This window comes from Mesorhizobium sp. M0058, from assembly GCF_040323095.1.
In the GTDB taxonomy this organism is placed as follows: domain Bacteria; phylum Pseudomonadota; class Alphaproteobacteria; order Rhizobiales; family Rhizobiaceae; genus Mesorhizobium.
This window is the reverse complement of sequence record NZ_JAMYUQ010000032.1, coordinates 1-24,651: the sequence shown is the minus strand read 5'-3', so window position 1 is coordinate 24,651 and position 24,651 is coordinate 1. Positions and strand designations below refer to the sequence as shown.

At 63.5% G+C, this 24,651-nt stretch carries 24 protein-coding genes; 16 read left to right on the top strand and 8 right to left on the bottom strand.

Annotation, left to right across the window (positions count from 1 at the left end; genetic code table 11):
• Positions 1 to 13 precede the first annotated feature (13 nt).
• On the bottom strand, positions 14 to 1,399 hold the full coding sequence (locus NKJ75_RS31675; protein ID WP_023834882.1) for an FAD-binding oxidoreductase: 1,386 nt from the start codon (positions 1,397 to 1,399) through the stop codon (positions 14 to 16).
• 225 nt (positions 1,400 to 1,624) lie between these two features.
• Between NKJ75_RS31675 and NKJ75_RS31670 the strand changes: the two genes are divergently transcribed.
• Complete coding sequence (locus NKJ75_RS31670) at positions 1,625 to 2,689, top strand: LacI family DNA-binding transcriptional regulator (RefSeq protein ID WP_023834883.1); 1,065 nt, start codon at positions 1,625 to 1,627, stop codon at positions 2,687 to 2,689.
• On the opposite strand, the gene NKJ75_RS31665 is transcribed toward NKJ75_RS31670, so the two are convergent.
• From NKJ75_RS31665 to NKJ75_RS31655, 3 genes are all read right to left on the bottom strand, one after another.
• A complete protein-coding gene (locus tag NKJ75_RS31665; RefSeq protein WP_023834884.1) occupies positions 2,677 to 3,609 on the bottom strand; it encodes an alpha/beta hydrolase in 933 nt (310 codons plus the stop codon). The genes NKJ75_RS31670 and NKJ75_RS31665 overlap by 13 nt on opposite strands.
• Positions 3,610 to 3,673: 64 nt before the next feature.
• Positions 3,674 to 4,822 carry a Gfo/Idh/MocA family protein gene (locus NKJ75_RS31660; protein ID WP_023825960.1) on the bottom strand — a complete coding sequence of 383 codons (1,149 nt, stop codon included), beginning with the start codon at positions 4,820 to 4,822 and terminating at the stop codon, positions 3,674 to 3,676.
• A 255-nt stretch (positions 4,823 to 5,077) separates the two neighbouring features.
• Positions 5,078 to 5,839, bottom strand: a complete 762-nt coding sequence (locus NKJ75_RS31655; protein WP_023834886.1) for a DeoR/GlpR family DNA-binding transcription regulator — start codon at positions 5,837 to 5,839, stop codon at positions 5,078 to 5,080.
• Positions 5,840 to 6,002: 163 nt separating this feature from the next.
• Here NKJ75_RS31655 and NKJ75_RS31650 point away from each other — a divergent pair, with 163 nt between their 5' ends.
• The 9 genes from NKJ75_RS31650 to NKJ75_RS31610 all read left to right on the top strand — a co-directional run bounded on the left by NKJ75_RS31650 (position 6,003) and on the right by NKJ75_RS31610 (position 14,850).
• On the top strand, positions 6,003 to 6,803 hold the full coding sequence (locus tag NKJ75_RS31650; protein WP_023825959.1) for a beta/alpha barrel domain-containing protein: 801 nt from the start codon (positions 6,003 to 6,005) through the stop codon (positions 6,801 to 6,803).
• A gap of 3 nt (positions 6,804 to 6,806) precedes the next feature.
• Positions 6,807 to 7,757 carry a PfkB family carbohydrate kinase gene (locus NKJ75_RS31645; RefSeq protein ID WP_023834887.1) on the top strand — a complete coding sequence of 317 codons (951 nt, stop codon included), beginning with the start codon at positions 6,807 to 6,809 and terminating at the stop codon, positions 7,755 to 7,757.
• A gap of 88 nt (positions 7,758 to 7,845) precedes the next feature.
• Positions 7,846 to 8,991, top strand: coding sequence for an ABC transporter ATP-binding protein (locus NKJ75_RS31640; RefSeq protein WP_023745612.1), 1,146 nt, complete (start codon positions 7,846 to 7,848; stop codon positions 8,989 to 8,991).
• A gap of 115 nt (positions 8,992 to 9,106) precedes the next feature.
• On the top strand, positions 9,107 to 10,354 hold the full coding sequence (locus tag NKJ75_RS31635; protein ID WP_031247191.1) for an ABC transporter substrate-binding protein: 1,248 nt from the start codon (positions 9,107 to 9,109) through the stop codon (positions 10,352 to 10,354).
• A gap of 139 nt (positions 10,355 to 10,493) precedes the next feature.
• Positions 10,494 to 11,390: a carbohydrate ABC transporter permease gene (locus NKJ75_RS31630; protein ID WP_023729220.1), complete on the top strand. Its 897-nt coding sequence runs from the start codon at positions 10,494 to 10,496 to the stop codon at positions 11,388 to 11,390.
• 4 nt (positions 11,391 to 11,394) lie between these two features.
• A complete protein-coding gene (locus tag NKJ75_RS31625) occupies positions 11,395 to 12,237 on the top strand; it encodes a carbohydrate ABC transporter permease (RefSeq protein ID WP_023745614.1) in 843 nt (280 codons plus the stop codon).
• 39 nt (positions 12,238 to 12,276) lie between these two features.
• Complete coding sequence (locus NKJ75_RS31620; protein ID WP_023745615.1) at positions 12,277 to 13,098, top strand: sugar phosphate isomerase/epimerase family protein; 822 nt, start codon at positions 12,277 to 12,279, stop codon at positions 13,096 to 13,098.
• A gap of 4 nt (positions 13,099 to 13,102) precedes the next feature.
• A complete protein-coding gene (locus NKJ75_RS31615) occupies positions 13,103 to 13,828 on the top strand; it encodes a ribulose-phosphate 3-epimerase (protein ID WP_023745616.1) in 726 nt (241 codons plus the stop codon).
• Complete coding sequence (locus NKJ75_RS31610; RefSeq protein ID WP_023726305.1) at positions 13,828 to 14,850, top strand: ROK family protein; 1,023 nt, start codon at positions 13,828 to 13,830, stop codon at positions 14,848 to 14,850. The genes NKJ75_RS31615 and NKJ75_RS31610 overlap by 1 nt, the downstream gene beginning before the upstream one ends.
• Positions 14,851 to 14,927: 77 nt before the next feature.
• Here NKJ75_RS31610 and NKJ75_RS31605 read toward each other — a convergent pair whose 3' ends face one another.
• The 3 genes from NKJ75_RS31605 to NKJ75_RS31595 all read right to left on the bottom strand — a co-directional run bounded on the left by NKJ75_RS31605 (position 14,928) and on the right by NKJ75_RS31595 (position 16,629).
• The gene (locus tag NKJ75_RS31605; RefSeq protein ID WP_023834889.1) at positions 14,928 to 15,083 is read right to left on the bottom strand and encodes a hypothetical protein; all 156 of its coding nucleotides are present in this window, start codon (positions 15,081 to 15,083) and stop codon (positions 14,928 to 14,930) included.
• Between the two features lie 258 nt (positions 15,084 to 15,341).
• A complete protein-coding gene (locus tag NKJ75_RS31600; RefSeq protein ID WP_023726303.1) occupies positions 15,342 to 15,623 on the bottom strand; it encodes a hypothetical protein in 282 nt (93 codons plus the stop codon).
• 88 nt (positions 15,624 to 15,711) lie between these two features.
• On the bottom strand, positions 15,712 to 16,629 hold the full coding sequence (locus NKJ75_RS31595; RefSeq protein WP_023726302.1) for a LysR substrate-binding domain-containing protein: 918 nt from the start codon (positions 16,627 to 16,629) through the stop codon (positions 15,712 to 15,714).
• Positions 16,630 to 16,731: 102 nt separating this feature from the next.
• On the opposite strand from NKJ75_RS31595, the gene NKJ75_RS31590 reads away from it, so the two are divergent.
• The 3 genes from NKJ75_RS31590 to NKJ75_RS31580 all read left to right on the top strand — a co-directional run bounded on the left by NKJ75_RS31590 (position 16,732) and on the right by NKJ75_RS31580 (position 18,932).
• Complete coding sequence (locus NKJ75_RS31590) at positions 16,732 to 17,367, top strand: DsbA family protein (RefSeq protein WP_031204597.1); 636 nt, start codon at positions 16,732 to 16,734, stop codon at positions 17,365 to 17,367.
• Positions 17,368 to 17,419: 52 nt separating this feature from the next.
• Positions 17,420 to 18,028, top strand: coding sequence for an NAD(P)-dependent oxidoreductase (locus NKJ75_RS31585; protein WP_023667893.1), 609 nt, complete (start codon positions 17,420 to 17,422; stop codon positions 18,026 to 18,028).
• A 166-nt stretch (positions 18,029 to 18,194) separates the two neighbouring features.
• A complete protein-coding gene (locus tag NKJ75_RS31580) occupies positions 18,195 to 18,932 on the top strand; it encodes an SDR family oxidoreductase (RefSeq protein ID WP_352500683.1) in 738 nt (245 codons plus the stop codon).
• Here NKJ75_RS31580 and NKJ75_RS31575 read toward each other — a convergent pair.
• A complete protein-coding gene (locus NKJ75_RS31575) occupies positions 18,883 to 19,803 on the bottom strand; it encodes a LysR family transcriptional regulator (RefSeq protein ID WP_023834892.1) in 921 nt (306 codons plus the stop codon). The genes NKJ75_RS31580 and NKJ75_RS31575 overlap by 50 nt on opposite strands.
• A gap of 277 nt (positions 19,804 to 20,080) precedes the next feature.
• Here NKJ75_RS31575 and NKJ75_RS31570 point away from each other — a divergent pair, with 277 nt between their 5' ends.
• The 3 genes from NKJ75_RS31570 (at position 20,081) to NKJ75_RS31560 (ending at position 24,628) form a co-directional block, all read left to right on the top strand.
• On the top strand, positions 20,081 to 20,995 hold the full coding sequence (locus NKJ75_RS31570; protein WP_032889732.1) for a dihydrodipicolinate synthase family protein: 915 nt from the start codon (positions 20,081 to 20,083) through the stop codon (positions 20,993 to 20,995).
• 268 nt (positions 20,996 to 21,263) lie between these two features.
• Entirely contained in the window at positions 21,264 to 23,096 is a 1,833-nt protein-coding gene (locus NKJ75_RS31565) for an ABC transporter ATP-binding protein (RefSeq protein WP_352500682.1), read from the top strand.
• Positions 23,096 to 24,628 (top strand): ABC transporter ATP-binding protein, encoded by a 1,533-nt coding sequence (locus NKJ75_RS31560; protein WP_502903951.1) that lies wholly within the window; start codon positions 23,096 to 23,098, stop codon positions 24,626 to 24,628. The genes NKJ75_RS31565 and NKJ75_RS31560 overlap by 1 nt, the downstream gene beginning before the upstream one ends.
• Positions 24,629 to 24,651: the final 23 nt, after the last annotated feature.

Here is a 24,651-nt window from a genome sequence, read left to right as displayed (position 1 = left end):
ATTCTCCTGGCGATCAAATGATATCGAAAATCCGCCCTGGGTTGAGAATGTTGTGCGGATCGAACGCCACCTTCAGCCGGCGCATGGCTGATATTTCGGCGTCGCTGCGCACGAGGTTCAGCCATTTCTTCTTGTCGAGGCCGATGCCGTGCTCGGCCGAGACGGCGCCACCGCATGCCGCCACGCCGCGATAGATGATCTCATAGGCGGCCGCCGGTTCCGTGGTGTCGACCTGATAGTGCAGATTGCCGTCGCCGAGATGGCCGAAGACGTAGATCTCGGCGCGGCTGTCGACGGCGTGGATCGCGGCTTCGGCGTTGCGCAGGAAACCCGCCATGGTCGCCAACGGGATGCTGATGTCGACGCCGATCATGCCCTCGATCGCAAACAGGAAGCGGTTGGCCTCTTCGCGCACATCCCATAGCGCACGGAATTCGCGTGGCGACTGCGAGACGACCACGTCGTCGACGATGCCGTCCTCGACCGCCTGCATCAGCACCGAAGCGAAACGCTCGCCGTCCAGCTCGGCCTGGCTGCCCTGGATCTCGGCCAGCACATAGACGGGCGCGCCGACAGGCAGCGGCGCCGGCGCGGCCATGCCGGCAATCATGGCGCCGTAGAGCGGCGAGAAGTTTACCTCATAGGCCGAAAGCAAGGGCCCGAGCCGCTGCTTGAGCAGGTCGAGCAGCGCAATGGCCGCCTCCAGCGAGCCAAGGGCGCAAAAGGCGGCAACCTCGGTGGCGGGCTTGGGATGCAGCCGCAGGCAGGCGCGAGTAACCACGCCCAGCGTGCCTTCGCTGCCAATGAAAAGCTGGTTGAGATCGTATCCCGAATTGTCCTTGGCCAGGCCACACAACGAAGTCAGGATCGAGCCGTCGGCAAGCACGGCCTCCAGCCCCAGAACCTGGGCGCGGTACATGCCGTAGCGCAGCACGCGAATGCCGCCAGCATTGGTGGCGATGTTGCCGCCGACCGTCGCCGTGCCGCGCGCGCCGATATCGACGCCGAACATCAGGCCGGACGCATCGGCCGCTTCCTGCACCATTTGCAGCGGCGCGCCGGCTTCCGCGATGATGGTTGCCGCGGCGCGGTCGGGCGCTTCGACCGCGGTCATGCGCTCCAGCGACAGCACCGCTTCGCCCGGCTGCACGCGCGCGCCGCCGGCCAGCCCGGTGCGGCCGCCATGGACGACCAGCTTCTGGCCGATACCACTGCATAGGCGCAGGATTTCGGCGACGTCGGCGGCGTTGCGCGGACGCAAGACCAGTTCGGGCTGGCCGCCGCCCTTGCCGGAGAGGTCGTCGCCATAGCGCGGATCGATAGCATCGCCGATCACAATCGCGGCGGCATCGAGCCGACGATATAGCTGGGAAAGAAGCCGATCGATCTGTTGTGTCATGGTGCCTGGACTTTTCAGCGCTCTTTGTGACCGAGACTTTGATGCGCGACAATTTTCGCGTCAATTGAACAAATTTACGCACGGTATAACCTGTCATTGCGCGTTGAACCCACTGACGTTTCCTGTAAATTTCGTCTGCCGTTGCGTGGCGGACGCGCCGGCTGCAGGACCGTGGGCAGCGTCAAGGGATGACCGAGGTTCTGGCGCGTGCCAGACGAGGATTGAATGCCGATGACGCACAAGACGATGGAGGATTTCGCCCGCTCCTGCGGCGTCTCCAGGCCGACGCTGTCGAAATATTTCGACGATCCGACCAGCGTCAAGCCGGCAACGCGCAAGCGCATCGAAGAGGCGTTGCGGTCGTCCGACTACCAGCCCAATCTGTTTGCCCGCAACCTCAACCGCAAGCGCACCCGCGCCATCGGCATTGTCGTACCGACGGTCACCGATCCCTTCTATTCCGAAATGGTCAGCCGCATCGAGCTCAGGCTGCGCGACGAGGGCTACTGGCCGATCGTCATCTCCTCGCATGGCTCAACCGAGCTCGAAATGGAGGCGACACGTACCATCCTGTCGCTGAAAGTTTCGGGCGCGCTGATCGCGCCGCTCGGCTTGCGTTCGGACCGGCGCACGCTGGAGAAGCTGACCCAGACAATGCCGGTCGTCTATTTCGACACCTATCTTGAAGGCGGCACGCCCTTTGTCGGCAACAACAATGCCCAGAGCGTCTCGACCATCGTCGACTATCTCTGCCGCTCCGGCGACGCCCCGATCTATTTCGACATCCCGCATGTCAATCACAATTCGCCGGAGCGCCTGAACAGTTACGTCGCCGCGATGCGTCAGCTTGGCCAGGAGCCGGTGGTTATCGGCAACACCCGAGACTACACATGGGATTTCGAGCGCATCGGCTACGAGCAGATGGAACAGATGCTCGGGGCCAGCGGCCTGCCGGGCAAGACCAGAGGTCTGCCCGGCAAGACCGGGGGTCTGCCCGGCAAGACCATACTGTGTGCGAATGACCGCCTGGCCTTCGGCGTGATGGCGGCAGCCTTCGCGAAAGGGCTGAAGATCGGCCGCAAGGCCGATTGCGACCTGCGTATCGCCGCCCATGACGACCATCCGCTGAGCCGCTACACCTGCCCCGCACTGACCACCATCGCGCAGGATTTTGCCGCCATGGCGGGGCGCAGCGTCGAGACACTGCTCGCTTTGCTCAACGAGGATACGGCAAACGTCGCGCCGAAGGTCAGCCTCGACGCCGCCCTGGTGATGCGTCAGTCCGCTTGAGCCTTTCCAAAGGCAGGATCGAAGCTTCGCCACGCGGCAATGGCGGCGGCAACCGCCTGTCTCGCTGCCGGGCCGTGACGGCCCATCGAGACGAAGCCGTGGATCTGACCGGGCCAGTGTTCCAGCACGACCGGCACGCCGGCCTGCTGCAGACGCCTGGCATAGGCCTCGCCTTCGTCGGCGAGGATGTCGTGACCGGCGATGGCGATGAAGGTGGGCGGCGCACCGGCGAGGCTTTCCGCCTTCAGCGGTGAGGTACGCCAGTCGCCGATGTCGGCGGCATTGCGGATATAATGGTCGCGGAACCAGGCCATGCTCGAGGCGGTCAGGCCAAAGCCTGCGGCGAAGCGGCGATAGCTGTCGGCCGTCTGCCCGGCATCGGTGTTGGGATAAAACAGAAGCTGCGCTGCCGGCGGATTTTTGTCCCCCCGCGTGAGCAGGCCGAGCACCGTGGCGAGATTGCCGCCGGCGCTGTCGCCGGCAACCGCGATGCGGGCAGCGTCGATGCCGAGTTCGTCCGCGGCGCTTTGCATGAAGGCAAGTGCCGCTCGGCAATCCTCTATTGCCGCCGGGAATTTGTGTTCCGGCGCCAGCCGGTAGTCGACGGAAACGACGACAGCGCCTGCCTCGTTGGCGAACCAGCGGCAGATCTCGTCATGCGAGTCGAGATTGCCGATTACCCAGCCGCCGCCATGGAGATAAAGCAGCGCCGGAGCGCCTGCCGAAGGCGCGCCCTGCCCGCGATAGATCCTGAGCCTCAGCGGACCGCCGGGTCCTGCAATGATGCGCTCGCTGATCGACGCGACCAGCTCGCGCTCGCCTTGCAGGGTCGGGAAGCCTTCATTGTAGGCGCGGCGCGCCTGCTCAGGCGTTCCCGTTTCGAACGGCGGCGCGCCGGCCTGGCTGCCGAGCTCGAGCACATGCCGGGCCTCCGGATCTAGGGGCGACGGGGACGGTGGCGATGGCGTCACGGGCGAACCTCCGTCAGGCAAGCAGGGTTGCGGCTTCGTCTTCGCCAAGCAGCGGCGGCTGGTCGACCGTGCCGTTGACGGCAACCGAGCCACGGCTTTCGCCCGAAGCCAGGATCGCCTCCATGATCTCAAGCACATGCAGCGCCAGCTCACCGGAGGCGCGCGGCTTTCTGCCCGTGGCCAGCGCGCGCGCCAGATCGGCGACGCCGAGCATGCGGTAATTGGCGCGGTCGGGCGCGGAATAGGGCCAGTTGCGGGCGCCGTAGAGTTCGCTCTCGCTGGCGAAAACGGCCCAGTCGGCGCCACGTTCCGACAGCGAGACCGTGCCGCCGAACGTGTCGGGATCGGGCAGCCTGAGCGAGCCTTCGGTGCCGTGCAGTTCGATCGGATGGTTGGAGTGTTTGAACACATCCCATGAGGCGCCGAAGGTGACGGTGGCGCCCGAGCGGAATTCGAGCAGCGACATTATGTTGGTCGGCGTGCCGACCTTGAATGTCGTGTTCTTGAACGGCCCGTCGGCCGTGATCAGCCTCTCCTCCTGGCCGCGCGTCGCCATCGCCATGACGCGCTCGACCGGCCCGAGCAGGTTGACCAGCACGGTCAGGTAATAGGGACCCATGTCGAACACCGGACCGCCGCCGGGCTGATAATAGAATTGCGGATTGGGATGCCAGTGCTCCATGCCCCGTCCCATCATGAAGGCGGTGCCGGTCACCGGCTTGCCGATCGCGCCGTCATCCATCAGCCGGCGCGCGCGGCGGCCGGCTGCACCCAGGAATGTGTCCGGCGCCGAGCCGATCAGCAGGCCGCGCTTCGCGGCCTCGGCGACAAGGCGGCGGCCGTCGGCGGCGGAAGTTGCCAGCGGCTTTTCGGTGAAGACATGCTTGCCCGCCGAGAGCGCTGATAACGAAATGTCGAAATGCGCCGCGGGGATTGTCAGGTTCAGCACGAGGTCGATATCGGGGTCGGCCAGCAGCGCGTCAACGCCCAGGGCGCGGATGCCGTATTCCCTGGCGCGCAGCTCAGCCATGTCAGCGGAAATGTCGGCGCAGGCGCGTAGCTCGACACCACCGAAGAGCGCTGCATTGCGCAGATAGGTCATCGAGATGTTGCCGCAGCCGATGACACCGATGCCGAGCTTTGTCTCTGATTTTCCGTGCATTTCCAGCTTTCCTCCCAAGCCATGGGCATGCTGCGCAACCGTTGCAGTTCCCACGACCCCCCGCAATCCGCTATACAGGACTTTAAATGTTGACGCGCGTAAAATTTTTATAGAGCATGTGAGAGTTCTGGCGCAGGATTGGGAGGCCGCCAGCGTGAGGAGGAGAACATGACCGGCATGAAAAACGGCCGACGGCCGCTGCGAAGCCCGTGGGTCATGCGCGCTTTCCGTCGCGCATCAGAGACCGGGATGGGTTCAGGCATAGATCACCTTGGCCCCGATCCTATCAAGCTCGCTGCGTATTGGACCGGGCAGGCCATCGTCGGTGATCACCACATCGACGGCCGACAGCGAAAATGCCTTGGACGTCCCGCTGACGCCCCATTTGCTCGAATCGGCGAGCAAGACAACGCGCCGGGCCATGCGAACGAGGTTTCGCTTCGTTCGCGCCATGTCTTCGTTCACGTCGACCACATCCAGTGACGAGTCTATCGCATGCGCTCCAACAAAGACCTGATGCGCTACCAGGCCGCCGAGAGCCGTATCGGCATCGGTGATCAGCGTGCTCACCGTGTCGGGATAGACCCGGCCGCCGATCATATGAACGTCGAGCCCGGGACGATGCATAAGATGCTGCACGATGTTCATGGCCGTGGCCGCGACCACGACATTGCTGAGCGGCGGTAACTGCATGGCAAGCTGCATCAAGGTCGAGCCACCGTCGAAGATGACCGACTGGTTGTGCTCGAAAAGGTCGAGCGCCGCCCGGGCGATGCGCTTCTTTGCGTCGAGGTTCGTTTGCATCCGCCGCGCGAACGCGGCCGTCGTCGAATCGGTGGTCCGGGTCACCGCCCCTCCACGGGTCTTGGTCAGCAGTCCCTTGCGGTCCAGTATTTCGAGGTCGGAGCGCACCGTGACCTCCGACACGCCAAACCCGTCCGACAGGTCCTTGATGCGAACCTGTCCGCTGCGTTGCACCTCGCTCAGGATCGATTGGCGTCTCTGCTCCGACAACATTGCCCTGCCCTTGCCTGCCTGCGCCGAGCAATCGCGCCGGCCTCGGCTCACCTTACCGAAAAATATGGAGATTCGAAAGCTTTCGAAAGATTGTTTTTCTTTTTTCTTTCGGAAACACTGGATCGAGCATTTTTAAATCAACCGATCAGGGAATTTTGGACTCATGAGCCTAGGAACCAAGGTGCGCCTCGCGCGCCTCTTCTCGCATCCATCGGGGAACCTTTTTGGCGGCGCGGTCGACCACTTCGTCGGCTATGGCGACGTGCGCAAAGGCGGCCTTGCCGACCTGCCGGGTGCGCTCGCACGCGTCATGGCGGGCAAACCCGACTACGTCAGCATCCAGCCTGGCACCGCGCGCCATCTGTGGCCGCAATATGCGGGCAAAGCTTCCCTGGTGATTCAGGCGGGCTGCTTCACCGCGGACGATCGCATCAGCGAGTTGATCGCAACGCCCGAGGACGCGGTGCGCGCGGGGGCCGATGCGTTGGCCGTGGCCATTCCGGTGCGCGGCGCGACGGAGGGCAAATACATACGCTGGCTGACCGATTCGGTGAATGCGGCGGCCCGCTACGGCATGCCTGTGGTGGCGCATATCTACCCTCGCGATTTCACCGACGGAGCAAAGATCGTCTTCACCCCCGACGAGATCGCCTATGCGGCGCGCATCGGCTACGAGTCCGGCGTCGACGTGATCAAGATCGGCTACACCGGGGATTTCGAGTCATTCAAAGAGACCGTCCGGACCTGCCCGGTGCCGGTTGTCATCGCGGGCGGTCCAAAGACCGATACGCTGCTCGGCGCGCTTCAGCAGACGGCGGACGCCATCCGTGCCGGCGCGCACGGCGCCGTGGTCGGCCGCAATCTCTGGGGGCACGGCGATCCGGAGAAGGCAGCGCTTGCCTTTCGCGGCGTCATCCATGACGGCCTTTCGGCGCAAGACGCCCTGGCGAAGGCGGGTGCCTGAACGATGCCCACCATCCCCTCGATCCTCGGCTTCGGCGCTATTGCGATCGACGACATCGTCTACGTCGATCAGCCATTGTCGGCGGGCAAGGGTAAGGTTCTGCAAAGTACCCGCGCCTTCGGGGGAAATGTCGCGACGGCGCTGGCCGCTGTCGCGCGGCTCGGCGGAACCGCCGGGTTCGTCGGATGGCTGGCCAGTGCCGCGGACGACGCGGTGCAGCTCGATCTCGTGGCGAGCGGTATTGAAACCGCATTCGCGCCGCGCCATCCCGACGCGCGCCCGGTGCACTCGCGGATCACCGTCGGCTCGGACGGGGAAAGGTTCATCGCGTATGACGACGATGCGATGCTGGGCACAGCTCCGGACTTTCCGGACGATATCCTCAGCCGCGCAACCGTCCTGATCGTCGATAGCTATGCGAACGGGTCGCTGGATGTCGTGGCTCGGGCTCGCGATCTCGGCCTTGCGATCCTCGGCGATATCGAATGGAGCAGCGGCCCCGCCACGGAGCGGCTGATCGCGCTCTGCGACCATCTCATTCTTCCACTTAGCTTTGCACGGACTGCCACGGGGCGCCGATCGCCTGCCGAGATGCTCGATGCCTTGTGGTTGCCATCGCGATCCGCCGTGGTTCTGACCGATGGAGGCAGGGGTGTGTACTATCGCGGCCGTGAAGAGACAGGTCTCTGGCACCTGCCCCCGCACCGGGTTGCGGTCGTCGACTCCACAGGCGCGGGTGACTGCTTTCATGGCGCCTATGCCTATGCGTTGACGCGCGGAGCCGACACCGCGGGCCGGGTGGCATTCGCGGCCGCGGCGGCGGCCGTTTCGATAACGGGGCGTGGCGGGCGCGAGGCGCTTCCGACCGAGGACCAGGTCACGCAACTCCTGGCATCGGCGAACGCGCCGTCAGCAGTCGACCTGAAAAATGCGCATGTGGATGCTGGAGCATGACCTGAAACGATCCGACGAAACGTTTCGCAGGCGAACACAAGCCCAGGAGAATCATAAAAATCAGGGCTTATATTTGGGAGGGAGGAATATGGCAGAAGTCATTCTTGAGAATATCTGCAAAACCTACGGGAACAGTTTTCGCGCAATCGACCAGTTGAACCTGTCGGTTAAGGACGGCGAGTTCTTGATCCTCGTCGGGCCTTCCGGCTGCGGCAAATCCACGGCGTTGCGAATGATCGCGGGGTTGGAAGACATCACCAGCGGCAGCCTTCGGATCGGCGGGGTCGACGTCGTCGACATGCCGCCCAAGGACCGCGACATCGCGATGGTGTTCCAGAGCTACGCGCTCTACCCGCATATGACGGTATCCGAAAACATCGCCTTTTCGATGCGGCTGGCAGGCAAGCCGAAGGCCGAGCGCAAGAAGCGCGTGGACGAGATCGCCAAAACTCTTCAGCTGACGTCTTTGCTGGACAGCAAACCCGCGAACCTGTCAGGCGGGCAGCGTCAACGGGTTGCCATGGGCCGCGCCATGGTGCGCGAGCCGGCCGCCTTTCTCATGGACGAGCCGCTTTCCAATCTGGATGCGAAACTGCGTGTGCAAATGCGCGCCGAAATCACCAGCCTGCAAAAGCAGCTCGGCGTCACGACCATTTACGTGACCCACGATCAGATCGAAGCGATGACGATGGGCGACAGAGTCGCGGTGTTGAAAGGCGGTGTGCTGCAGCAGGTCGACACACCCAAGAGGCTCTATGAATCGCCGGTTAACGCCTTCGTTGCCGGCTTCATCGGCTCTCCTTCGATGAACCTTTTCGAGGCGACCCTGAAGGGCGGCGAGCTCGCTTTTCGCGACTTCGCCGTCCGGCTGCAGGATGCAGCCTTCGTGCGCAGGCCGGCCTTGAGGTCGTATGCGGGACGCAAGGTCGTGTTCGGGATCAGACCGGAGGATCTTTATGACAGCAGCCTTGAATCCGGTCGCAAGTTTCAGACGATACCGGCCAGGGTGACCTCGATCGAGGAACTCGGCTCCGAACAGATCGTCCACATGAACATCGACGCGGTCCGGGTGGACTCCGGCGATCCGGATGCGGTGGACGATTTCGGCCTGGCGTCGAACGCGGTGGCGAGGTTCGAGCCGATCAGCGCCGTCCGCTCCGGCTCGGAAATCCGGTTGGCCGTGGATGATGCCAAGTTCCATTTCTTCGATCCCGAAACGCATCTGGCGATCTGAAGATCTGCGGAAGACCGCAGGCGGGAGCGAGGTGCCTGCGGAAGATACAAGAAGGCTTCTGAATGAACAGACGATCGTCCGCATTGTGCGGCCGATCTTGAAGAAGGAGGAGAAAATGATGTTTCGGATACGACCCGCGATGCTGAAAATAGCCGCGGCCGCATGGTTGCTTGGTGCAACCGGCGCCATGGCGGACACGACGCTGGAATTCACCCAATGGTGGGAGCCCGAATTGCCGGCCGGCTCGCTCAGGGCAATCATGAACGACTTCGAGGCTGCAAACCCCGGCATCAAGGTGACGCTGGTCAGCGGTCCCTATGCGACCACGCGAGACCAGATCTCGGTCGGCGCCGCAACCGGAACGCTTAGCGACGTCGTCGGTCTCGACGGCGCCTGGGTGAACAATCTGAACGCGCAGGGTGCGCTGGCCGACATGAACCCGATGATGGATGCGAGCGGGTTCGACAAGACCCAGGTCGCGGATATCATCAAGGTGGACGGCAAGGCGGTGATGTTTCCCGTGGCTTCGTTCGTCTATCCGGTCTTCGTCAATCTGGACCTCGCCGCCCAGGCAGGCGTGACCAAGCTGCCGTCGACCCGCGGGGAGTTTCTCGAAGCCGCCAAGAAGATGACCCACGCCGACAAGAACCAGTATGGCTGGGTGCTGCCCTTGTCGCTGCAAACGCCGTCCGGTGTCCAGAACGACCTGATGTCGTGGGTCTGGGCCTCGGGCCAATCGATGATGGTTGAAGGCAAGCCGGCTCTCGAGGGCAAGCCGGTCGTCGATATGCTCACCTTCGTCAAATCGCTGAACGACGCCGGCGTCATCTCGCCCGGCATTGCCACCAAGACCGAGCAGGAAAAGGTCGAGGAATTCGTCAACGATCGGGTCGGGATGATGATCGACTCGCTCGCGCATGTGAACCTTATTCGCGAACGCAATCCCAAGCTGAACTTCGACCTCATCCCGGTCCCGGTCGTGGCGGACTACAGCGGCAAGCGCGGCCTTCCCTACGCCTCCTGGGGCATCGGCATCTCCGCCGCCTCGAAACATCAGGATGAAGCCTGGAAGCTCGTCCAATATCTGATGAGCGAAAAGGTGAATGCCAAGCTCGTGTCGCTTGCAAACGCCTTCCCGGGCAACGTCAACGCCAAGCCCGATTTCGTGACCTCGGACAAGGCTTTCGCCAAGGCTTTCGAAATCTTCAAGACCGGCTATCTCGCCAACGAGTTCACGGGCCTGCCGGTGGCTGAAGACCTGATGACCCAGTTCGACGTGGAGGCTCAGAAGATGCTTGCCGGCGAGCAGTCTCCGGAACAAGCCGCAACCAACGCTCAAAAGGGCTGGATGGCGAAATTCTGAGCGGCCCATTGCCCGTTTGCTATCTTCCACCGGGTGGCCCGGCCTCGCCAGGCCACCCGTCAACAACGGATCGGCAATTTGAGATGGACCTTTTTTTGAAGCGCACCTTCCTCTTGAAGGCACATCCCAGGGATCGCACATGACCGGGCAGAAGCGCTCCCACCATCGACTGAAACGAGCGGTCGCACCCTATCTCTATCTGTCACCCTCGCTCCTCATAATCGGCCTGTTGATGCTGCTGCCGATGGTGACGGTGATTGGCTATTCGTTCCAGAACAGCGCGGTGCTGCGTCGCGACCCGTCCTTTGCCGGATTGAAACACTACCAGGCGATCTTTGCCGATCCGGTGTTCTGGGCCTCGCTGTGGCACACGCTCTACTTCACCTGCATGAGTGTCGTCTTCCATATGACCATCGGCATGCTCTTCGCACTCATGCTGAACAGCGACCGCATCAATCCGACGCTGCGCAATGTCCTGCGCGTGCTCTACATACTGCCCTGGCTGTTCACCGCGGTGATTATCGCGGTGATCTGGCGCCTGCTGCTTGAGCCGAACGGTGTCGTCAACAGCGTTCTCATGCAGATGGGCATCATCGGTTCCAAGGTCGAGTGGTTTTCCTCGCCCGCGACCGCGCTGCACGCCGTCACCTTCGCCAATATCTGGGCGGGCTACCCGCTTTTCATGGTCAGCCTGCTCGCAGGCTTGCAGGGCATTCCCAAGGATTTCTACGAGGCCGCCGATATCGACGGCGCGAAGGCCTACCAGAAGCTGATCTTCATCACCATTCCGCAGCTGATGCCGATCATCATCAGCATCTCGCTGCTCGACTTCATCTGGACCATGCAGGTCTTTCCATTGATCTGGATAACGACGGGTGGCGGTCCGATCTACTCGACCGAGGTCCTCAGCACCTACACGTACAAGCTGGCGTTTTCGAGCTACAACCTGTCGCAGGCCTCGGCGAGCGCCGTGGTCATCCTGCTGATCTCTCTCGGCCTGACGCTGTTCTACATCCGCTATCAAAAGGCTCGGTAGTCACATGAGGAAAAGACACACACCGAAAGACAGGCTGATCACCGCCGCGCTCCATGTCGCGCTTGCCGCAGGCCTCTTGTTCGCGGCCTTCCCGATCTACTGGATGCTGAGCAGCTCGTTCAAGTCGAATACCGAAATCTTCGCCCTGCCGCCAACCGTCCTGCCGAAGGCCTTCACGCTGGAAGCGTATGCGGCCATCCTTGGTGATCCGGTAAAGCTGCGCTTCTTCTTCAACAGCTACTTCGTCGCCGGAGCGGTGACCGTGCTGACGGTGCTGATCGCCTTGCTGGCAGCCTATGGGTTCAGCCGTTTCAATTTCCGCGGCAAGGGCAGCCTCAACACTCTCATCATCAGCACGCAGACGATCCCGCCGATCACGCTTTTGATCCCCTTCTTCGGGCTTGTCGTCTCGTATGGCATCTTCGACACCTATGTCGCGCTGATCCTGACCTATCTGGTGTTTACGCTGCCCTATGCGATCCTGCTGATGACGGGATATCTGAACACCTTGCCCCGCGACCTCGATGAAGCGGTGGCTGTCGACGGCGGCACCAGTTGGACCGCACTGTGGCGGGTGATCGTCCCGATTTCACTGCCTGGTATCGTGGCGACGTCGGTCTACACCTTCCTGTTGTGCTGGAACGAATTTCTCTTTGCGCTGACACTGACGAAGTCGACGTCCATGCGCACCGTCCCGATCGGCATCCAGTTGTTGATGGGGCAACACGCCTTCGAATGGAACCAGATGATGGCGATGAGCGTGCTCGGCTCGCTGCCGCTCCTGGTCATCTACCTGGTTGCCCAGAGGTTCTTCCTCGCCGGCATGACCGCGGGCTCGGTCAAGTAGGGTATCCCTCGAACGGAGGTGGAATCAAGGAATGAAAGGATGACCGTGAAAGACCTGAAAGTCGGCTGCCAGACCTTTACCTGGGAAATGCTGGGCGACCGTTTTGCCGGCGGCCCGGACGATCTGCTCAAGGCGATCGCCAATGGCGGCTATGCCGGCATCGAGATTACCGACACGATGATCGGCCGCTATGCCGGCAAGCCAAAGGAGTTCGCGGCCGCGCTGAAATCATCCGGGCTGACGCTCGTCTCCTTCGCCTTCGGCTCCAAGAGCGGTTTCACGCTCAGGGATGAGATCGGCGCCGACCTCGAGACCGCCAAACGCTGGATCGACTTCGCCGCCGCCTTTCCCGGCGCGCTGGTGTCGATGGGCTCGGCCACGATCGTTTCCGACGGGCCGCGCGACGACAAGTTTGCCATCGCCGCCGAGGTCTACAACAAAGCCGGCGAGCTCGGGCGCGAGGCCGGCGTCCAGGTCGCGGTGCATCCAAGCTCGCATCACAACACGCTGCTGTTCGACCGCGCCGACTACGACCGCATCTTCGGGCTGCTCGACGCCTCGCTGGTGGGCTGGGTGCCCGACACCGGCCACATCTTGCGCGGTGGCCAGGACATGGCGGATACGCTCACCACTTATCGCGACCGCATCCGCTATGTGCATCTGAAGGATGTCGACGCGAATGGAACCTGGGCGATGCTCGGCAAGGGCGTCTGTGACACGGCGAAGGTGATCGAGATCGCTGGTGCTGCACCCAATTTCAACGGCTGGCTGGTGCTGGAGGAAGAGTCCGAAACGGCCGCCGCCGACCCTGCCGGCGCGGTCAAGACCAACCGCCAGACAATGCGCGGCTACGGAGCCTGAGACGATGACGACGAACAAGCCCCTGTCCGGCCCCGCCGCAATTGCCGCCCTGCCGCGCAACCGGCTTATCGGCGAGTTTTCGCTGTGGTCGGCCGACCTCGCCAATATGGAGCGCGATTTGAAGCGCATCGAGACCCATGCCGATGTCCATCATATCGACGTCGCCGATGCCCGCTTCACCCCTGGCTTCCTGTTCTTCCCGGATCTGGTGGCGCACATCGCCAAGCTCACCGCAAAGCCTGTCCATGTCCATTTGATGGTCGAAGCCGAGATCGTCGAGGAACAGACGCGCCAGTTCATCGAGGCCGGCGCCGACCTGATCAGTGTGCACGCCGAAAACGGCGAGACCGGTCTGCGTGCCGTGAAACTGGCGCGTGAACTCGGGGCCGAGGCCGGCGTGGTGCTGCGGCTGGAAACACCGGTCGCGGCCGTCACGCCGTTCCTGCCGGAAGTGGCGTTCGTGACGCTGCTCGGCACTTCCATCGGCGTCAAGGGCCAGAGCCTGTCCGATCAAGCGTGTCCGCGCCTGATCGAGGCGCGCGCGCTGATGCGCAAAGCCGGCCGCGAGGCCGACATCGTGCTCGCCGCCGATGGCGGCATCCGCCACGAGACCGTGCCGCTGCTGCGCGCCGCAGGTGCGGAAACCGTGGTGCTGGGCTCGCTGGCCTTCGGCGATCCCGACCTTGCCCGGCGCATGGCCTGGCTGCACGGGCTGGAGGTCGCCGCCTGATGACCAAGCTTGCGCTCGCCTTCGATCTCGGTGGCACGGCGCTGCGCGGTGCGCTGGTCGAAAGCGATGGCCGTATCGTCGCTCATGCTTCAGCGTCGACGCTTGCCGGTGCGGGATCGGAGGCGGTGATCAGCCAGATCGTCGCTTTGGCAGGCACGCTGCTTAGGGAACACCCGCAGGCAAAGGTCGCCGGCATCGGCGTCGGTGCGCCGGGGCCACTCGACCCCAAGGCGGGGATCGTCATTGCGCCGCCAACGCTGGCCGGCTGGCATGATGTGCCGCTGATCGACATTCTGGGGCGGCATTTCGGCCTGCCGGTGCGGCTGGAAAACGACGCCAATGCGGCGGCGCTCGGCGAATGGCGTTTTGGCGCCGGACGCGGCAGCGGATCGCTGGTGTTCGTGACCGTATCGACCGGCATTGGCGGCGGCGTCGTCGCCGATGGCCACATCTATCACGGCAGGCGCGGACTGGCGGCCGAGATCGGCCACATGACCATCACCGGTGAAGGCGACCGCTGCTTTTGCGGCGCCATCGGCTGCTTCGAGGCCGTTGCCTCCGGAACCGCGCTCGGCCGCCGCGCCACGCGACTGACCGCGCCGGGCGACGGCTCGCTCTTACGACGGCTGTCAAATGATGGCGACGTCTCGGCCAGGCATGTCGTAGAGGCTGCCAAGGCCGGCGACGCCAACGCTCTCGACCTGATCGAGGCGGAAGCACAATGGCTGGGCATCGGCTTCACCAACCTGCTTCATCTCTATTCGCCCGATCTGATTGTCATGGGAGGCGGCCTTTCCAACGGGTTCGACCTTCTGGCACCGTCGATCAGAGCGGTCATCCAGCAGCGGGCGATGCCGGCCTATCGCGACGTGCCGATCGTGCAGGCTGAACTCGGCGACCGCGCCGGGCTGATCGGCGCCGCCAGCCTGATCCTGTGGGAAGGCGGTGCGCCGCTGGCGATGGCGCAGGACGACAAGGACAGAGGCGCGACCCCCGATGCCACGGAGGCACGCCATGGCTGAACTCGAGCTGCGCGGCGCGCGCGAAGATGGTGAATGGTCCAGTTTGAATGCAGCGCCAAGGTCCCCGAAGAGGACCCCTACCCTTCGCGATTCCAGCTGGCGTATTTTCGGATCGTTTGCCGCTTGTCTTCCGACAAGCCAACAAGGAGATTCTCCTCGAGATAGCCTTGCCGGATGAGATTGGCGAAGACCTGTATTAGCTGTGAATAGCGATAGTCGAACATCTGGTCCATCTTCCGTCGCTGCTGCAGCAGAAGTCTTCGACATCCCACATTTCGGAAGGCGTTGCCGCAACGTGGGCCCTGCTCTTGAGTTCAGCCAGCATCTTGTCGAGCGCCACCTTCAGCGCTGCGTCATAGGCAGTGCGGGCGACTTTCTTTTCGGACGGAGACCATTTCTCATCAGCGGTCATCGACTGTCTCTCTCAAGTTCGCGGCGGCCGTCATCCGGTAAAACCTGGGACGCAGGACAACCCCGCCGTTGGGACCAATCTACTTTCCGCAATGGTGATCGTTGACCTTGTTCAGCGCATTCGCGTCCGGCCCGACCCGGTCGTAAGAGCACGGGCCGGCCGCCGTGGTGATCAGCATCTTGTCATAGTAGCGCGGGCCGCCGAACAGGGCATAGACGAGGTCGCGATGGGCGGGAACGTAGCGTTGCTCCGGTTCCGGCTGGCGATGGCGGTGCTTCTTCTCCTTGGCGAGCGCTGCGGTAGACAGGCTGCAGCCAAGCGCGAGAACAAGGGCGGAGATCGCGAGGATCTTGATGGTCATCGGCAATACCCTTCTGACGGTTCGGAATCGCAGCATATCCAAAAGCGTGGGCCGAACAAAGGTTCCCTGATTACCATAGCCAGCGAAATCAGCCTGTAACGGCACTGCGCGCGCGCCGCCGTTCGGCTGCAACCAGGAGGTCGACGAAAGCGCGCACCTTGGCCGGCCTGAAGCGCGCCGGCGGGAAGACGGCATGGATGCCACCGGACGGCAAGGTCCAGTCCGCGAACACCCGCACCAGCCGGCCGCGCGCAATGTCGTCGGCGACACTGTAATCCGGAAAGATGCCGAGGCCGATGCCGGCCAGCACGCAGGACAGCACGCCTGGTGTCTTGTCGCAGCTGACGACGGGGTTGAGTTCGGCCAGCACCGTTTCCGTGCCCCTCGAGAACAGCCATTGGCCGACCCCGCGCAACTGGGCGTTGCCGACCCAGGGCAGCGACTTCGCCTGCCTGGGGCTGGCTTCCCCAGGCAGCCTGGCGGCCAGTTCCGGGCTGGCGACGACGAATTGCTGCAGGCTGCCCAGCCGCCGCGCCAGATTGCTGGAATCGGCAAGCCAGCCGACGCGGATGCCAAGATCGATCTGCTCGTCGACCAGGTTGCTGACCGCATCGTCGAAGATCGTCTCGACCCGCATTTTCGGGTATTTTCTGATGTAGGCGGCGATGGTCGGCGCCACGACCTTCTCGCCATAATCGAGCGGCGCCGTCAGCCGCAGCGTCCCCGTCGGCTGCGCCGCTCGCTGCGAAATGTCGCCATAGGCTGCCTCCGCCTCGCGCAGGATGATCGCGGTCCGGTCATAGAACAGACGACCCTCTTCGGTCGCCGTCACGCGCCGGGTCGTGCGCCGCAACAGCGTAGCGCCAAGCTCTTCTTCGAGCTTGCCGACCTGATGGCTGACCACAGCCTTGGCAACATCGAGACGGTCGGCAGCGGCCGTGAACGAGCCGGTCTCCACCACGGTGGCGAAGTAGACGAGCCGGTTGAGATTGAGGAGTTCGGTCACAGGCCGCTCATTGTCCGATTTTATCAGACAGTTTGTATGATTGATCGCTATTTTTCGCAAGCCGTCCAGCTGTCATCTATCGGGCAACAGAATGAGGCCGCCATGACCAATGTAACCCTAACCTATCTTTTCGACCCGCTCTGCGGTTGGTGCTATGGCGCCACGCCGATGCTGGATCGACTGGCCGCCGGGACCGCGCTCGAACTGCTGCCGGTGGGGCTTTTCTCCGGTGCCGGCGCGCGGCCGCTGGATGCAGGCTTCGCCGCCCATGCCTGGGACAATGACCAGCGCATCGCACGGCTGAGCGGACAGCGCTTCAGCCAGGCCTATCTCGACAATGTGCTCAATGTCAGCGGCACCTTGCTCGATTCTTCCGCTGCCACCATGGGCATCAACGCCGCCGGACTGGACGACTGGCGCCAGGAACTTGCGGCACTGAAGGCGATCCAGCATGCCCGCTATGTCGACGGCCGCGATATTGTGACGGTTGACGGCGTCGCCGCGGTACTGGCCGACGCCGGCATGAGCGACGCGGCAAAGCTTTTGAAAGCGCCGACGCAGGCGTTTCTGGCGAAGCATGACGACCTGGTCAGCCGCGGGCGGACATTGTTCCAGCGGCTGCATGCCAATGGCGTTCCCGCGCTCGCGGTGATCGGCCAAACGGCGCCGCGCCTGATCGGCGCCAACGCGCTGTTCGGCAGCTACGACAATCTCGTCGCTCACATCGAGGCGGCGTAGTCCCAGAAATTCTCCCCAGACGAAATTCTCCCCAGACGAAAGGAAAATCCCCATGAAAATCGCACTTATCGGCGCGTCCGGCCAGGTCGGCTCCCGCCTGCTTAAGGAACTCTCCGATCGCGGTCACAGCATCACCGCCATTGCCCGGCATCCAGACAAGATCGCGGCACTTCCGGGCGTGACTGCCAAGAAGGGCGACGTCTTCGACAAGGATGGCCTTGCCGCCCTGATCAAGGGTCATGACGCGGTGATCTCCTCGGTTCATTTCCTCGACAGCGATCCCGATACGCTTATCGCAGCCGTGCGTGCTTCCGGCGTCAAACGCTACCTCGTCGTCGGCGGCGCCGGCAGCCTTGAGGTTGCGCCCGGCAAGCGCCTGGTCGACACGCCGACCTTCCCTGATATCTACAAGGCCGAGGCGCAGAAGGGCGCCGACTTCCTCGACACGCTGCGGACGGTCGACGATCTCGACTGGACCTTGCTGTCGCCTTCGGCGCTGTTCGTCGCCGGCGAGCGGACCGGCAAATACCGCATCGGCAAGGACACGCTGCTGACGTCCGACAAGGGCAGCAGCATTTCCTTCGAGGACTATGCCATCGTCATGGCCGACGAGATCGAAAAGCCGGCGCATATCAAGCAGCGCTTCACGGTCGGCTACTGAGCGCACTTCATTGACAGGTGGGCCACTCGACGGAGCGGCCCGCGCCGGTTCCTATAGACGATAGTGCCATCGGAGTCTCCGATGGCACTATCGCTTTCTTCCGTTTCCACTCCTGCCGCCGGCCTGCGAACTCTCGCCCGGAGCGGTTCAGGACAGGAACGGAAACATGGCAGACATAGACATCTCAAAATCGAAAATCATTATCGTTGGCGGCAGCTCCGGAATGGGGCTGGCGTTGGCAAGGCGGTGCCTGGTCTCAGGCGCCGAAGTCATCATCGTCGGCCGCAGTGAAGCCAGGCTCAAGCGTGCCGGCGAGGCGCTGCAGAACCCTTCCGCTTTGAGCGCCGTCGCGGCCGATATCGCCAGGGAGGATCAGTTCGCTGACCTGTTCAAGCGAATTGGCCGGCTCGACCATATCGTCAGCACCGCCGCCGACATCGAAGGCGCCTATGAGCTATTGCCTTCAGTCGACCTGAAGGCGGCGCAGCGGGTCGTCGAAAGCAAATTCTACGGGCCGCTGCTGCTCGCCAAGCATGGCGCGCCGCAGCTTTCGGCCAACGGCTCCATCACCTTCACCTCAGGCATCGCCGCCTACCGGCCGGCGGCGCGCGGCTCGGTCGTTGCCGCTGTCAACGCTGCGCTGGAAGGGTTGGTGCGGGCGCTGGCGGTCGAGTTGGCGCCGGTCCGTGTCAACGCCGTCTCGCCGGGCTGGGTCGACACGCCGATTTGGAGTTTTGTGGCCGGCGACAAGAAGGACGAGACGCTCGATGCAATGGCCAGGCGCCTGCCGGTCGGCCGCGTCGGGCAACCGGACGACATCGCCGATGCCATCGCCTTTTTGATGGGCAATGGTTTTACGACAGGGACGGTTCTGCATGTCGAGGGCGGTCACCGGCTGATCTGAGCGCAGCGAAATTCCTGGCCGCGGCCGCCAGCAGCAGTTTCAGCGCCGGCGGCTGGACGCGCCGGCGGCGCCAGATCATGACCAGCGACGCCGTGCGGGCCGGACCGGCCACGGCAATTCGACGATCTCGCCGCGATCGAGCGCGTCGGCAACGGCCAGCCGCGGCACCAGGCCCATGCCGACACCAGTCGCCACCAGGCCCGCAATGGCGCCGATGCTGCCGACTTCGGCGGCAAGTTTCTGGCGCTGCCATCTCGGCAAAGGCAGTGTCGAACAGATGCCGGTAGACGCATCCGGTTTCCGTCACCACGAAACGCATCGCGGCGAGCGCGGCCAGGTCGCTCTGCCCCGATGCGGGCGCATGTTCGGGTGAGGCGACAAGGACCAGCGGCTCGGCCGATATCGTGCGCCGGGCCAGGCGTTCATCCAGACCGCCCTTGTCGAAACAGAAGGCGACGTCGATCTCGCTCTCTTCGAGCTGCCGCAGCAGGGCATCGCTGCCGGCGATTTTGAGCCGCAGACCGATCTCCGGGTGGTCGCCTCGAAAGGCCGCCAGCCATTGCGGAAGTTTGACAGTGGCAATCGTCTCCAGCGCGCCGACCGTAACCGTTCCGGCGGTCATTCCCGTCGTTGCCTCGGCGGCAATACGCGCCTCCTCCGCCAGTTGCAGAATCTCTTCCGCATAAGGTTTCAGCGCGTCGCCGGCCGTCGTCAGGTCGAGGCCGTGGCGCGAGCGGATGAAGAGGACGATACCAAGTTCGCTTTCCAGCGACTGGATCTGGTCGCTGACGCTCGACTGCGCCAGATGAACCTCCCGCGCTGCGCGGGTGATGTTGCGGTGCCGCGCCACGGCGAGGAAGGTCTTGAGCAATCGTGGGTGCATGCCGTTTCCGGATCTGGTCTCAGTCCGATATTTCGGGCTTGGCCGGTCCATTTGCAACCCTGGTCCATTTGCAACCCCGGTCCATTTGCAACCCATTGACGCCGGCGTCATCTGGTTGCGGCAGACCAAGGGGCCAGAATTTCGCGGCAATGACCCGCAAGTTTTCCCACGGCCGGCGCGGTGGCCCAAGAGATCGCCTCTGGCAGATCGCATCGCACGTATGCTCTATGCCAAGCTGATTTCCAGCACCGATGGAAGGACCGACATGCCCCGCCCGCAAGGAACCATCGCCCCGATCCTGACGCCGTTCGAGAACGATGGCCGCATTGCCCGTGACCTGTGGATCTCACATGCCAAATGGGTGCTGGGCCAGGGCGCCCATTTGCTGTCGCCGTTCGGCACCACGGGCGAGGCACTGTCGCTCTCGCTCGACGAGCGCATGCAGGCGCTGGAATGGCTGGTTGCATCAGGCATTTCGCCGGGGCGCATGATGCCCGGCACCGGCGTCACCGCACTGCCCGAAACCGTCGAACTGTCGAAGCACGCGGTCGGCCTCGGCTGCGCCGCCGTGATGGTGCTGCCATCGTTCTTCTACACGGCCGCCGGGGACGATGGCCAGGCGCGCTACTACAGCGAGCTGATCGAAAGGGTGGCCAACCCGGCGCTGAAGATGATCCTCTACCACATCCCGCAGAACTCCGGCGTGCCGGTAAGCCCTGCCCTGACCGCCCGGTTGAGCGCGGCGTTTCCAGAGACGGTCGTCGCCTACAAGGATAGCGCCGGCGACTGGAACAACACGGCGGCGGTGATTGCCGCCGCACCAGACGTCGCGGTGTTCCCCAGCTCGGAGGCGCAACTGACCAAGGGGCTCGCCAGTGGTGCTGCGGGCTGTATCTCCGCGACCGTCAATCTCAACGCTGCGGCCATCCGCGCCCTCTACGACGCGACGATCGCTGGCCAAGACGTCACGGAAGCGGACGCCGCGATCAGGGCGTTCCGCAAGGTGATCCAGGATGCCGGCCTGATCCCGGCGATGAAGGCAGTGCTGGCGGTGCGCTCCGGCGACAAACGCTGGCTCAACCTGCGCGCGCCGCATGAGAATGCGACGCTGGAAAGCGGCAAGGCGCTGCTCACTGCGCTCGGTCCCGCAGCCGATCACATTGGCCGAGGTCACCCATGATGGCGGTTGGCGCAACCCACATGCTCGCATCTTTTCAATCGGCCTAAAGTGACGAGCCTGCCGCCTCTAACGCCGACACGGGCTTAAGCGGTCGCGGACGATCAGCCCCTTTCAGGCACAGTGCGATACCGCCATTGGCCCTTGAACGGTCAAAATCGAGGCGTACCATCGCGGTATCTGAAACTGAGTCTGTTTTCATTCGTCTGGGCTAATGTCCGGATCGGATTGGGTATTTTCCTTGGCAATGGATGCAACCCGCGGCGCAGCGATGCGCGGCAAATCGTTTGCCCATGTGGCGGAGGCGTCCTGGGGCAAGGGCCTCAGCACGCTGCTGCGCATCCTGCGCATGACGTTGCGCCATCCCTGGCAGGTTGCGATCACCATCTTCTCGACCTTCATCGCCGCGACGCTGCAGCTGTTCATCCCGCGCCTGCTGGGCCACGCCATCGACCAGGCGCAAGGCGTGATGGCTGGAGGCGGCGGCGCGGCGGCTGAGCAGGCGCTGTGGACGACGGCGATCACCTTGCTCGTCGTCAGCATTCTGCGCGGCCTCTTCACCATGGCGCAGAATTATTATGGCGAGGCCGTTGGCCACCGCACCGGCTATGAGCTGCGCCTGGCCTTCTACGAGAAGATCCAGCGGCTGAGCTTCTCCTTCCATGACCGGGTGCATACCGGCGACCTGATCACGCTTGGCCTGCTCGACCTCGACGGCGTGCGCATGTTCTTTTCCACCGGCATATTGCGCGTGGTGCTGCTCGGCGTGCTGATCGGCGTCGGCTCCTATCTCCTGATCAGCACCGATCTCGAGCTCGGGCTGCTCAGTCTGAGTTTCGTGCCGTTCGTCGCCTGGCGCTCCTCGGTCACACAGCTCAGGCTGCGCAGCACCTGGCTGACGCTGCAGGAGCGGCTGTCAGTGCTGAGCCGGGTGATGGACGAGAACCTCGGCGGAATCCGCGTCGTGCGCGCCTTTGCGGCGCAGCGGCATGAGCTGGAAAAATTCGACCGCGCCAAGAAGTCGGCGCTGGAGCTTGCCGACCAGCGCGTCGACATCCGCGTCTCTAACACCAGCGCCATGAATTTTTCCTTCCTGGCGGCCATGGGCCTGGTGCTGTGGTTCGGTGGCCAGAAGGTGATCGCGGGCCAGATCAGCGTCGGCACGCTGGCGCAGTTCCTCACCTTCATGACCATCCTGCAGATGCCGGTGCGCCAGCTCGGGCTGATGGTCAACTCGTTCGCCCGCGCCTCGACCTGCGGCACAAGGCTGTTCGAACTGCTTGACGCCGAACTTGACATCGAGGATGCGCCTGATGCCAAGGATCTCGTGGTCACCGAAGGCTTGCTGCGCTTCGACAATGTCGGCTTCCGCTACGCGGGCGCCGGCGGCCGGCCGGCGCTGTCGGGCATTTCCTTCGAGGCCAGGTCCGGCGAGACCGTCGGCATTGTCGGCCCGCCGGGCAGCGGCAAGTCGACCATCGCGCATCTGATCCCGCGCTTCTACGATGTGAGGTCAGGCGCGATCACCATCGACGGGCAGGATATACGCGAGGTCACGCTGCAATCGCTGCGCAAGGCGGTCGGCGTCGTGCAGCAGGACGCCTTCCTGTTCACCACCTCGATCGAAAACAACATCGCCTATGGCAATCCGTGGGCGCGCGAGACCCGCATCGGGCAGGCGGCTGAATACGCCCAGCTGCACAATTACATCATCGGGCTTCCGGCCGGCTACACCACGGTCGTGGGCGAGCGCGGGTCATCGCTTTCCGGCGGCCAGCGGCAGCGCCTGACCATCGCCCGCACCCTGATGCTGCGGCCTTCGGTGCTGGTCTTCGACGATTCCACCGCGGCTGTCGACGCCGGCACCGAGCAGCGAATCCGCACCGCGATGAAGCGCTTCGCCAAGGACCGCGTGACGCTGATCATCTCGCACCGGCTGAGTTCGCTGATGCATGCCGACCAGATCCTGTTCATCGAGAATGGCCGCATCGCCGAGCGCGGCACGCACCAGGAATTGCTGGCGCTGGGTGGTCGCTACCGAGCGCTTTACGACCTGCAGCTGCGGCCGGACGACGATTTGCCGGTGGCGGTGGGAGCCGCATAATGTCGACACCGGGTCACGACGAAAAAGAAGACACCAGCCGGCGGCCCACCAGGGCCGTCGTCGGTTCGCACCGCGACGAGGAAGAGGTCTTCGGCAAGGTCTACGATCCGCGCATCGTGCGCCGCATCTGGAGCTTCGTGAGACCGTATCAGTGCCGGATCTTCATCTCGGTGGCCGCCGTTTTGGTGTTCACTCTGACGCAATTGGCGATCCCGCTGGTCATCCGTTACGCCATCGACCACGGCATGGCGGCGGGCAAGGCCGACAGCTCCGTCATGAACTGGGCGATCGGTGCCTTCGCCCTGATCATCCTGATCAACTATGCCGCCAGCTATGTCCAGGAAAGCGTCGTCGGCAAGGTGGCCGAGAATGTGCTGTCGGATTTGCGCCGCGCCATGTTCAGCCATCTGCAGCGCGTCTCGCTGAGCTTCATGGACAAGACCGAGGTGGGCCGGCTGATGTCGCGCCTGCAGGGCGACGTCAATTCGATGCAGGAATTCCTCGAGACGTCGGTCATGTCGGTGGGCGACATCGTGCTTCTTTTCGGCATTGTCAGCGTGCTTTTGTGGCTCGATTTTCGTCTCGGCCTGTTGACGCTGTCGACCATGCCGGCGCTGTTCATCGTGCGCCTGTTCTGGCTGCCGCGCGCCAAGGTCGCCTTCATGGCCGCGCACGAGACCAACTCGATTGCCAATGGGGCGCTGGCGGAAGGCATCCATGGCGTGCGCACGGTGCAGAGTCTCGAACGCCAGCACGTCAATTTCGACCTCTATGACGAGAAGGTGCTGGCCAATCTCAGGGCTCACCTGACCTCGGCCAAATATGCGCAGGTGATGGTGCCGATCGTTGACACGCTGACCGGCATTGCGATGGCAACCGTGATCGTCGTTGGCGGTTCGATGGTGCTGTCGCACAGCCTCGACATCGGCGTCATGGTGGCGTTCCTGTTCTACATCCAGCGCTTCTTCGACCCAATCCGCTCGCTCACCATGCAGTACAGTGTCATGCAGCGCGCAATGGCGTCGGGCCAACGCATCTCCGAAGTGCTGGACGTGCCGGTCGACGTCAGCGACCGACAAGGCGCGGTGGCGCTGACGCGCGACATGGACGGTTCGGTCGAGTTCAGGAACGTCACTTTCGGCTACCGGCAGAACCAGCCGGTGCTGAAAAACATCTCCTTCCGCGTCAATCCGGGCGAGACGGTTGCGCTTGTCGGTCCGACCGGTTCGGGCAAGTCGAGCTGCATGGCGCTGGTGCACCGCTTCTATGATGTCTGGTCGGGCGAGGTGCGGGTCGGCGGCCACGATGTCCGTGACGTCACGCAGGATTCGCTCGGCGACCAGGTGGCGATGGTGCTGCAGGAGCCGTTCCTGTTTTCAGGCACGGTGCTGGAAAATATCCGCTACCACAAGACCGAGGCCACCCGCGAAGAAGTGGTGGGCGCCCCCCCGGCCCGCCGCGCGCCCCACGGCAAAGACCAATTTGAACCAGTCGAAAACCCCCACCACCCACACCCCGGCGGGCAAAGCTAGCAAGGGCCCCGCCCCCCGCTGAG

Coding starts and splice junctions, on each gene's coding strand:
- NKJ75_RS31635 (WP_031247191.1), top strand. CDS start 9,107: ATGATGTTTCGGATACGACCCGCGATGCTGAAAATAGCCGCGGCCGCA.
- NKJ75_RS31660 (WP_023825960.1), bottom strand. CDS start 4,822: ATGCACGGAAAATCAGAGACAAAGCTCGGCATCGGTGTCATCGGCTGC.
- NKJ75_RS31670 (WP_023834883.1), top strand. CDS start 1,625: ATGCCGATGACGCACAAGACGATGGAGGATTTCGCCCGCTCCTGCGGC.
- NKJ75_RS31625 (WP_023745614.1), top strand. CDS start 11,395: ATGAGGAAAAGACACACACCGAAAGACAGGCTGATCACCGCCGCGCTC.
- NKJ75_RS31640 (WP_023745612.1), top strand. CDS start 7,846: ATGGCAGAAGTCATTCTTGAGAATATCTGCAAAACCTACGGGAACAGT.
- NKJ75_RS31645 (WP_023834887.1), top strand. CDS start 6,807: ATGCCCACCATCCCCTCGATCCTCGGCTTCGGCGCTATTGCGATCGAC.
- NKJ75_RS31620 (WP_023745615.1), top strand. CDS start 12,277: ATGACCGTGAAAGACCTGAAAGTCGGCTGCCAGACCTTTACCTGGGAA.
- NKJ75_RS31630 (WP_023729220.1), top strand. CDS start 10,494: ATGACCGGGCAGAAGCGCTCCCACCATCGACTGAAACGAGCGGTCGCA.
- NKJ75_RS31580 (WP_352500683.1), top strand. CDS start 18,195: ATGGCAGACATAGACATCTCAAAATCGAAAATCATTATCGTTGGCGGC.
- NKJ75_RS31600 (WP_023726303.1), bottom strand. CDS start 15,623: ATGACCATCAAGATCCTCGCGATCTCCGCCCTTGTTCTCGCGCTTGGC.
- NKJ75_RS31605 (WP_023834889.1), bottom strand. CDS start 15,083: ATGGACCAGATGTTCGACTATCGCTATTCACAGCTAATACAGGTCTTC.
- NKJ75_RS31585 (WP_023667893.1), top strand. CDS start 17,420: ATGAAAATCGCACTTATCGGCGCGTCCGGCCAGGTCGGCTCCCGCCTG.
- NKJ75_RS31590 (WP_031204597.1), top strand. CDS start 16,732: ATGACCAATGTAACCCTAACCTATCTTTTCGACCCGCTCTGCGGTTGG.
- NKJ75_RS31675 (WP_023834882.1), bottom strand. CDS start 1,399: ATGACACAACAGATCGATCGGCTTCTTTCCCAGCTATATCGTCGGCTC.
- NKJ75_RS31655 (WP_023834886.1), bottom strand. CDS start 5,839: ATGTTGTCGGAGCAGAGACGCCAATCGATCCTGAGCGAGGTGCAACGC.
- NKJ75_RS31570 (WP_032889732.1), top strand. CDS start 20,081: ATGCCCCGCCCGCAAGGAACCATCGCCCCGATCCTGACGCCGTTCGAG.
- NKJ75_RS31650 (WP_023825959.1), top strand. CDS start 6,003: ATGAGCCTAGGAACCAAGGTGCGCCTCGCGCGCCTCTTCTCGCATCCA.
- NKJ75_RS31565 (WP_352500682.1), top strand. CDS start 21,264: ATGCGCGGCAAATCGTTTGCCCATGTGGCGGAGGCGTCCTGGGGCAAG.
- NKJ75_RS31560 (WP_502903951.1), top strand. CDS start 23,096: ATGTCGACACCGGGTCACGACGAAAAAGAAGACACCAGCCGGCGGCCC.
- NKJ75_RS31610 (WP_023726305.1), top strand. CDS start 13,828: ATGACCAAGCTTGCGCTCGCCTTCGATCTCGGTGGCACGGCGCTGCGC.
- NKJ75_RS31615 (WP_023745616.1), top strand. CDS start 13,103: ATGACGACGAACAAGCCCCTGTCCGGCCCCGCCGCAATTGCCGCCCTG.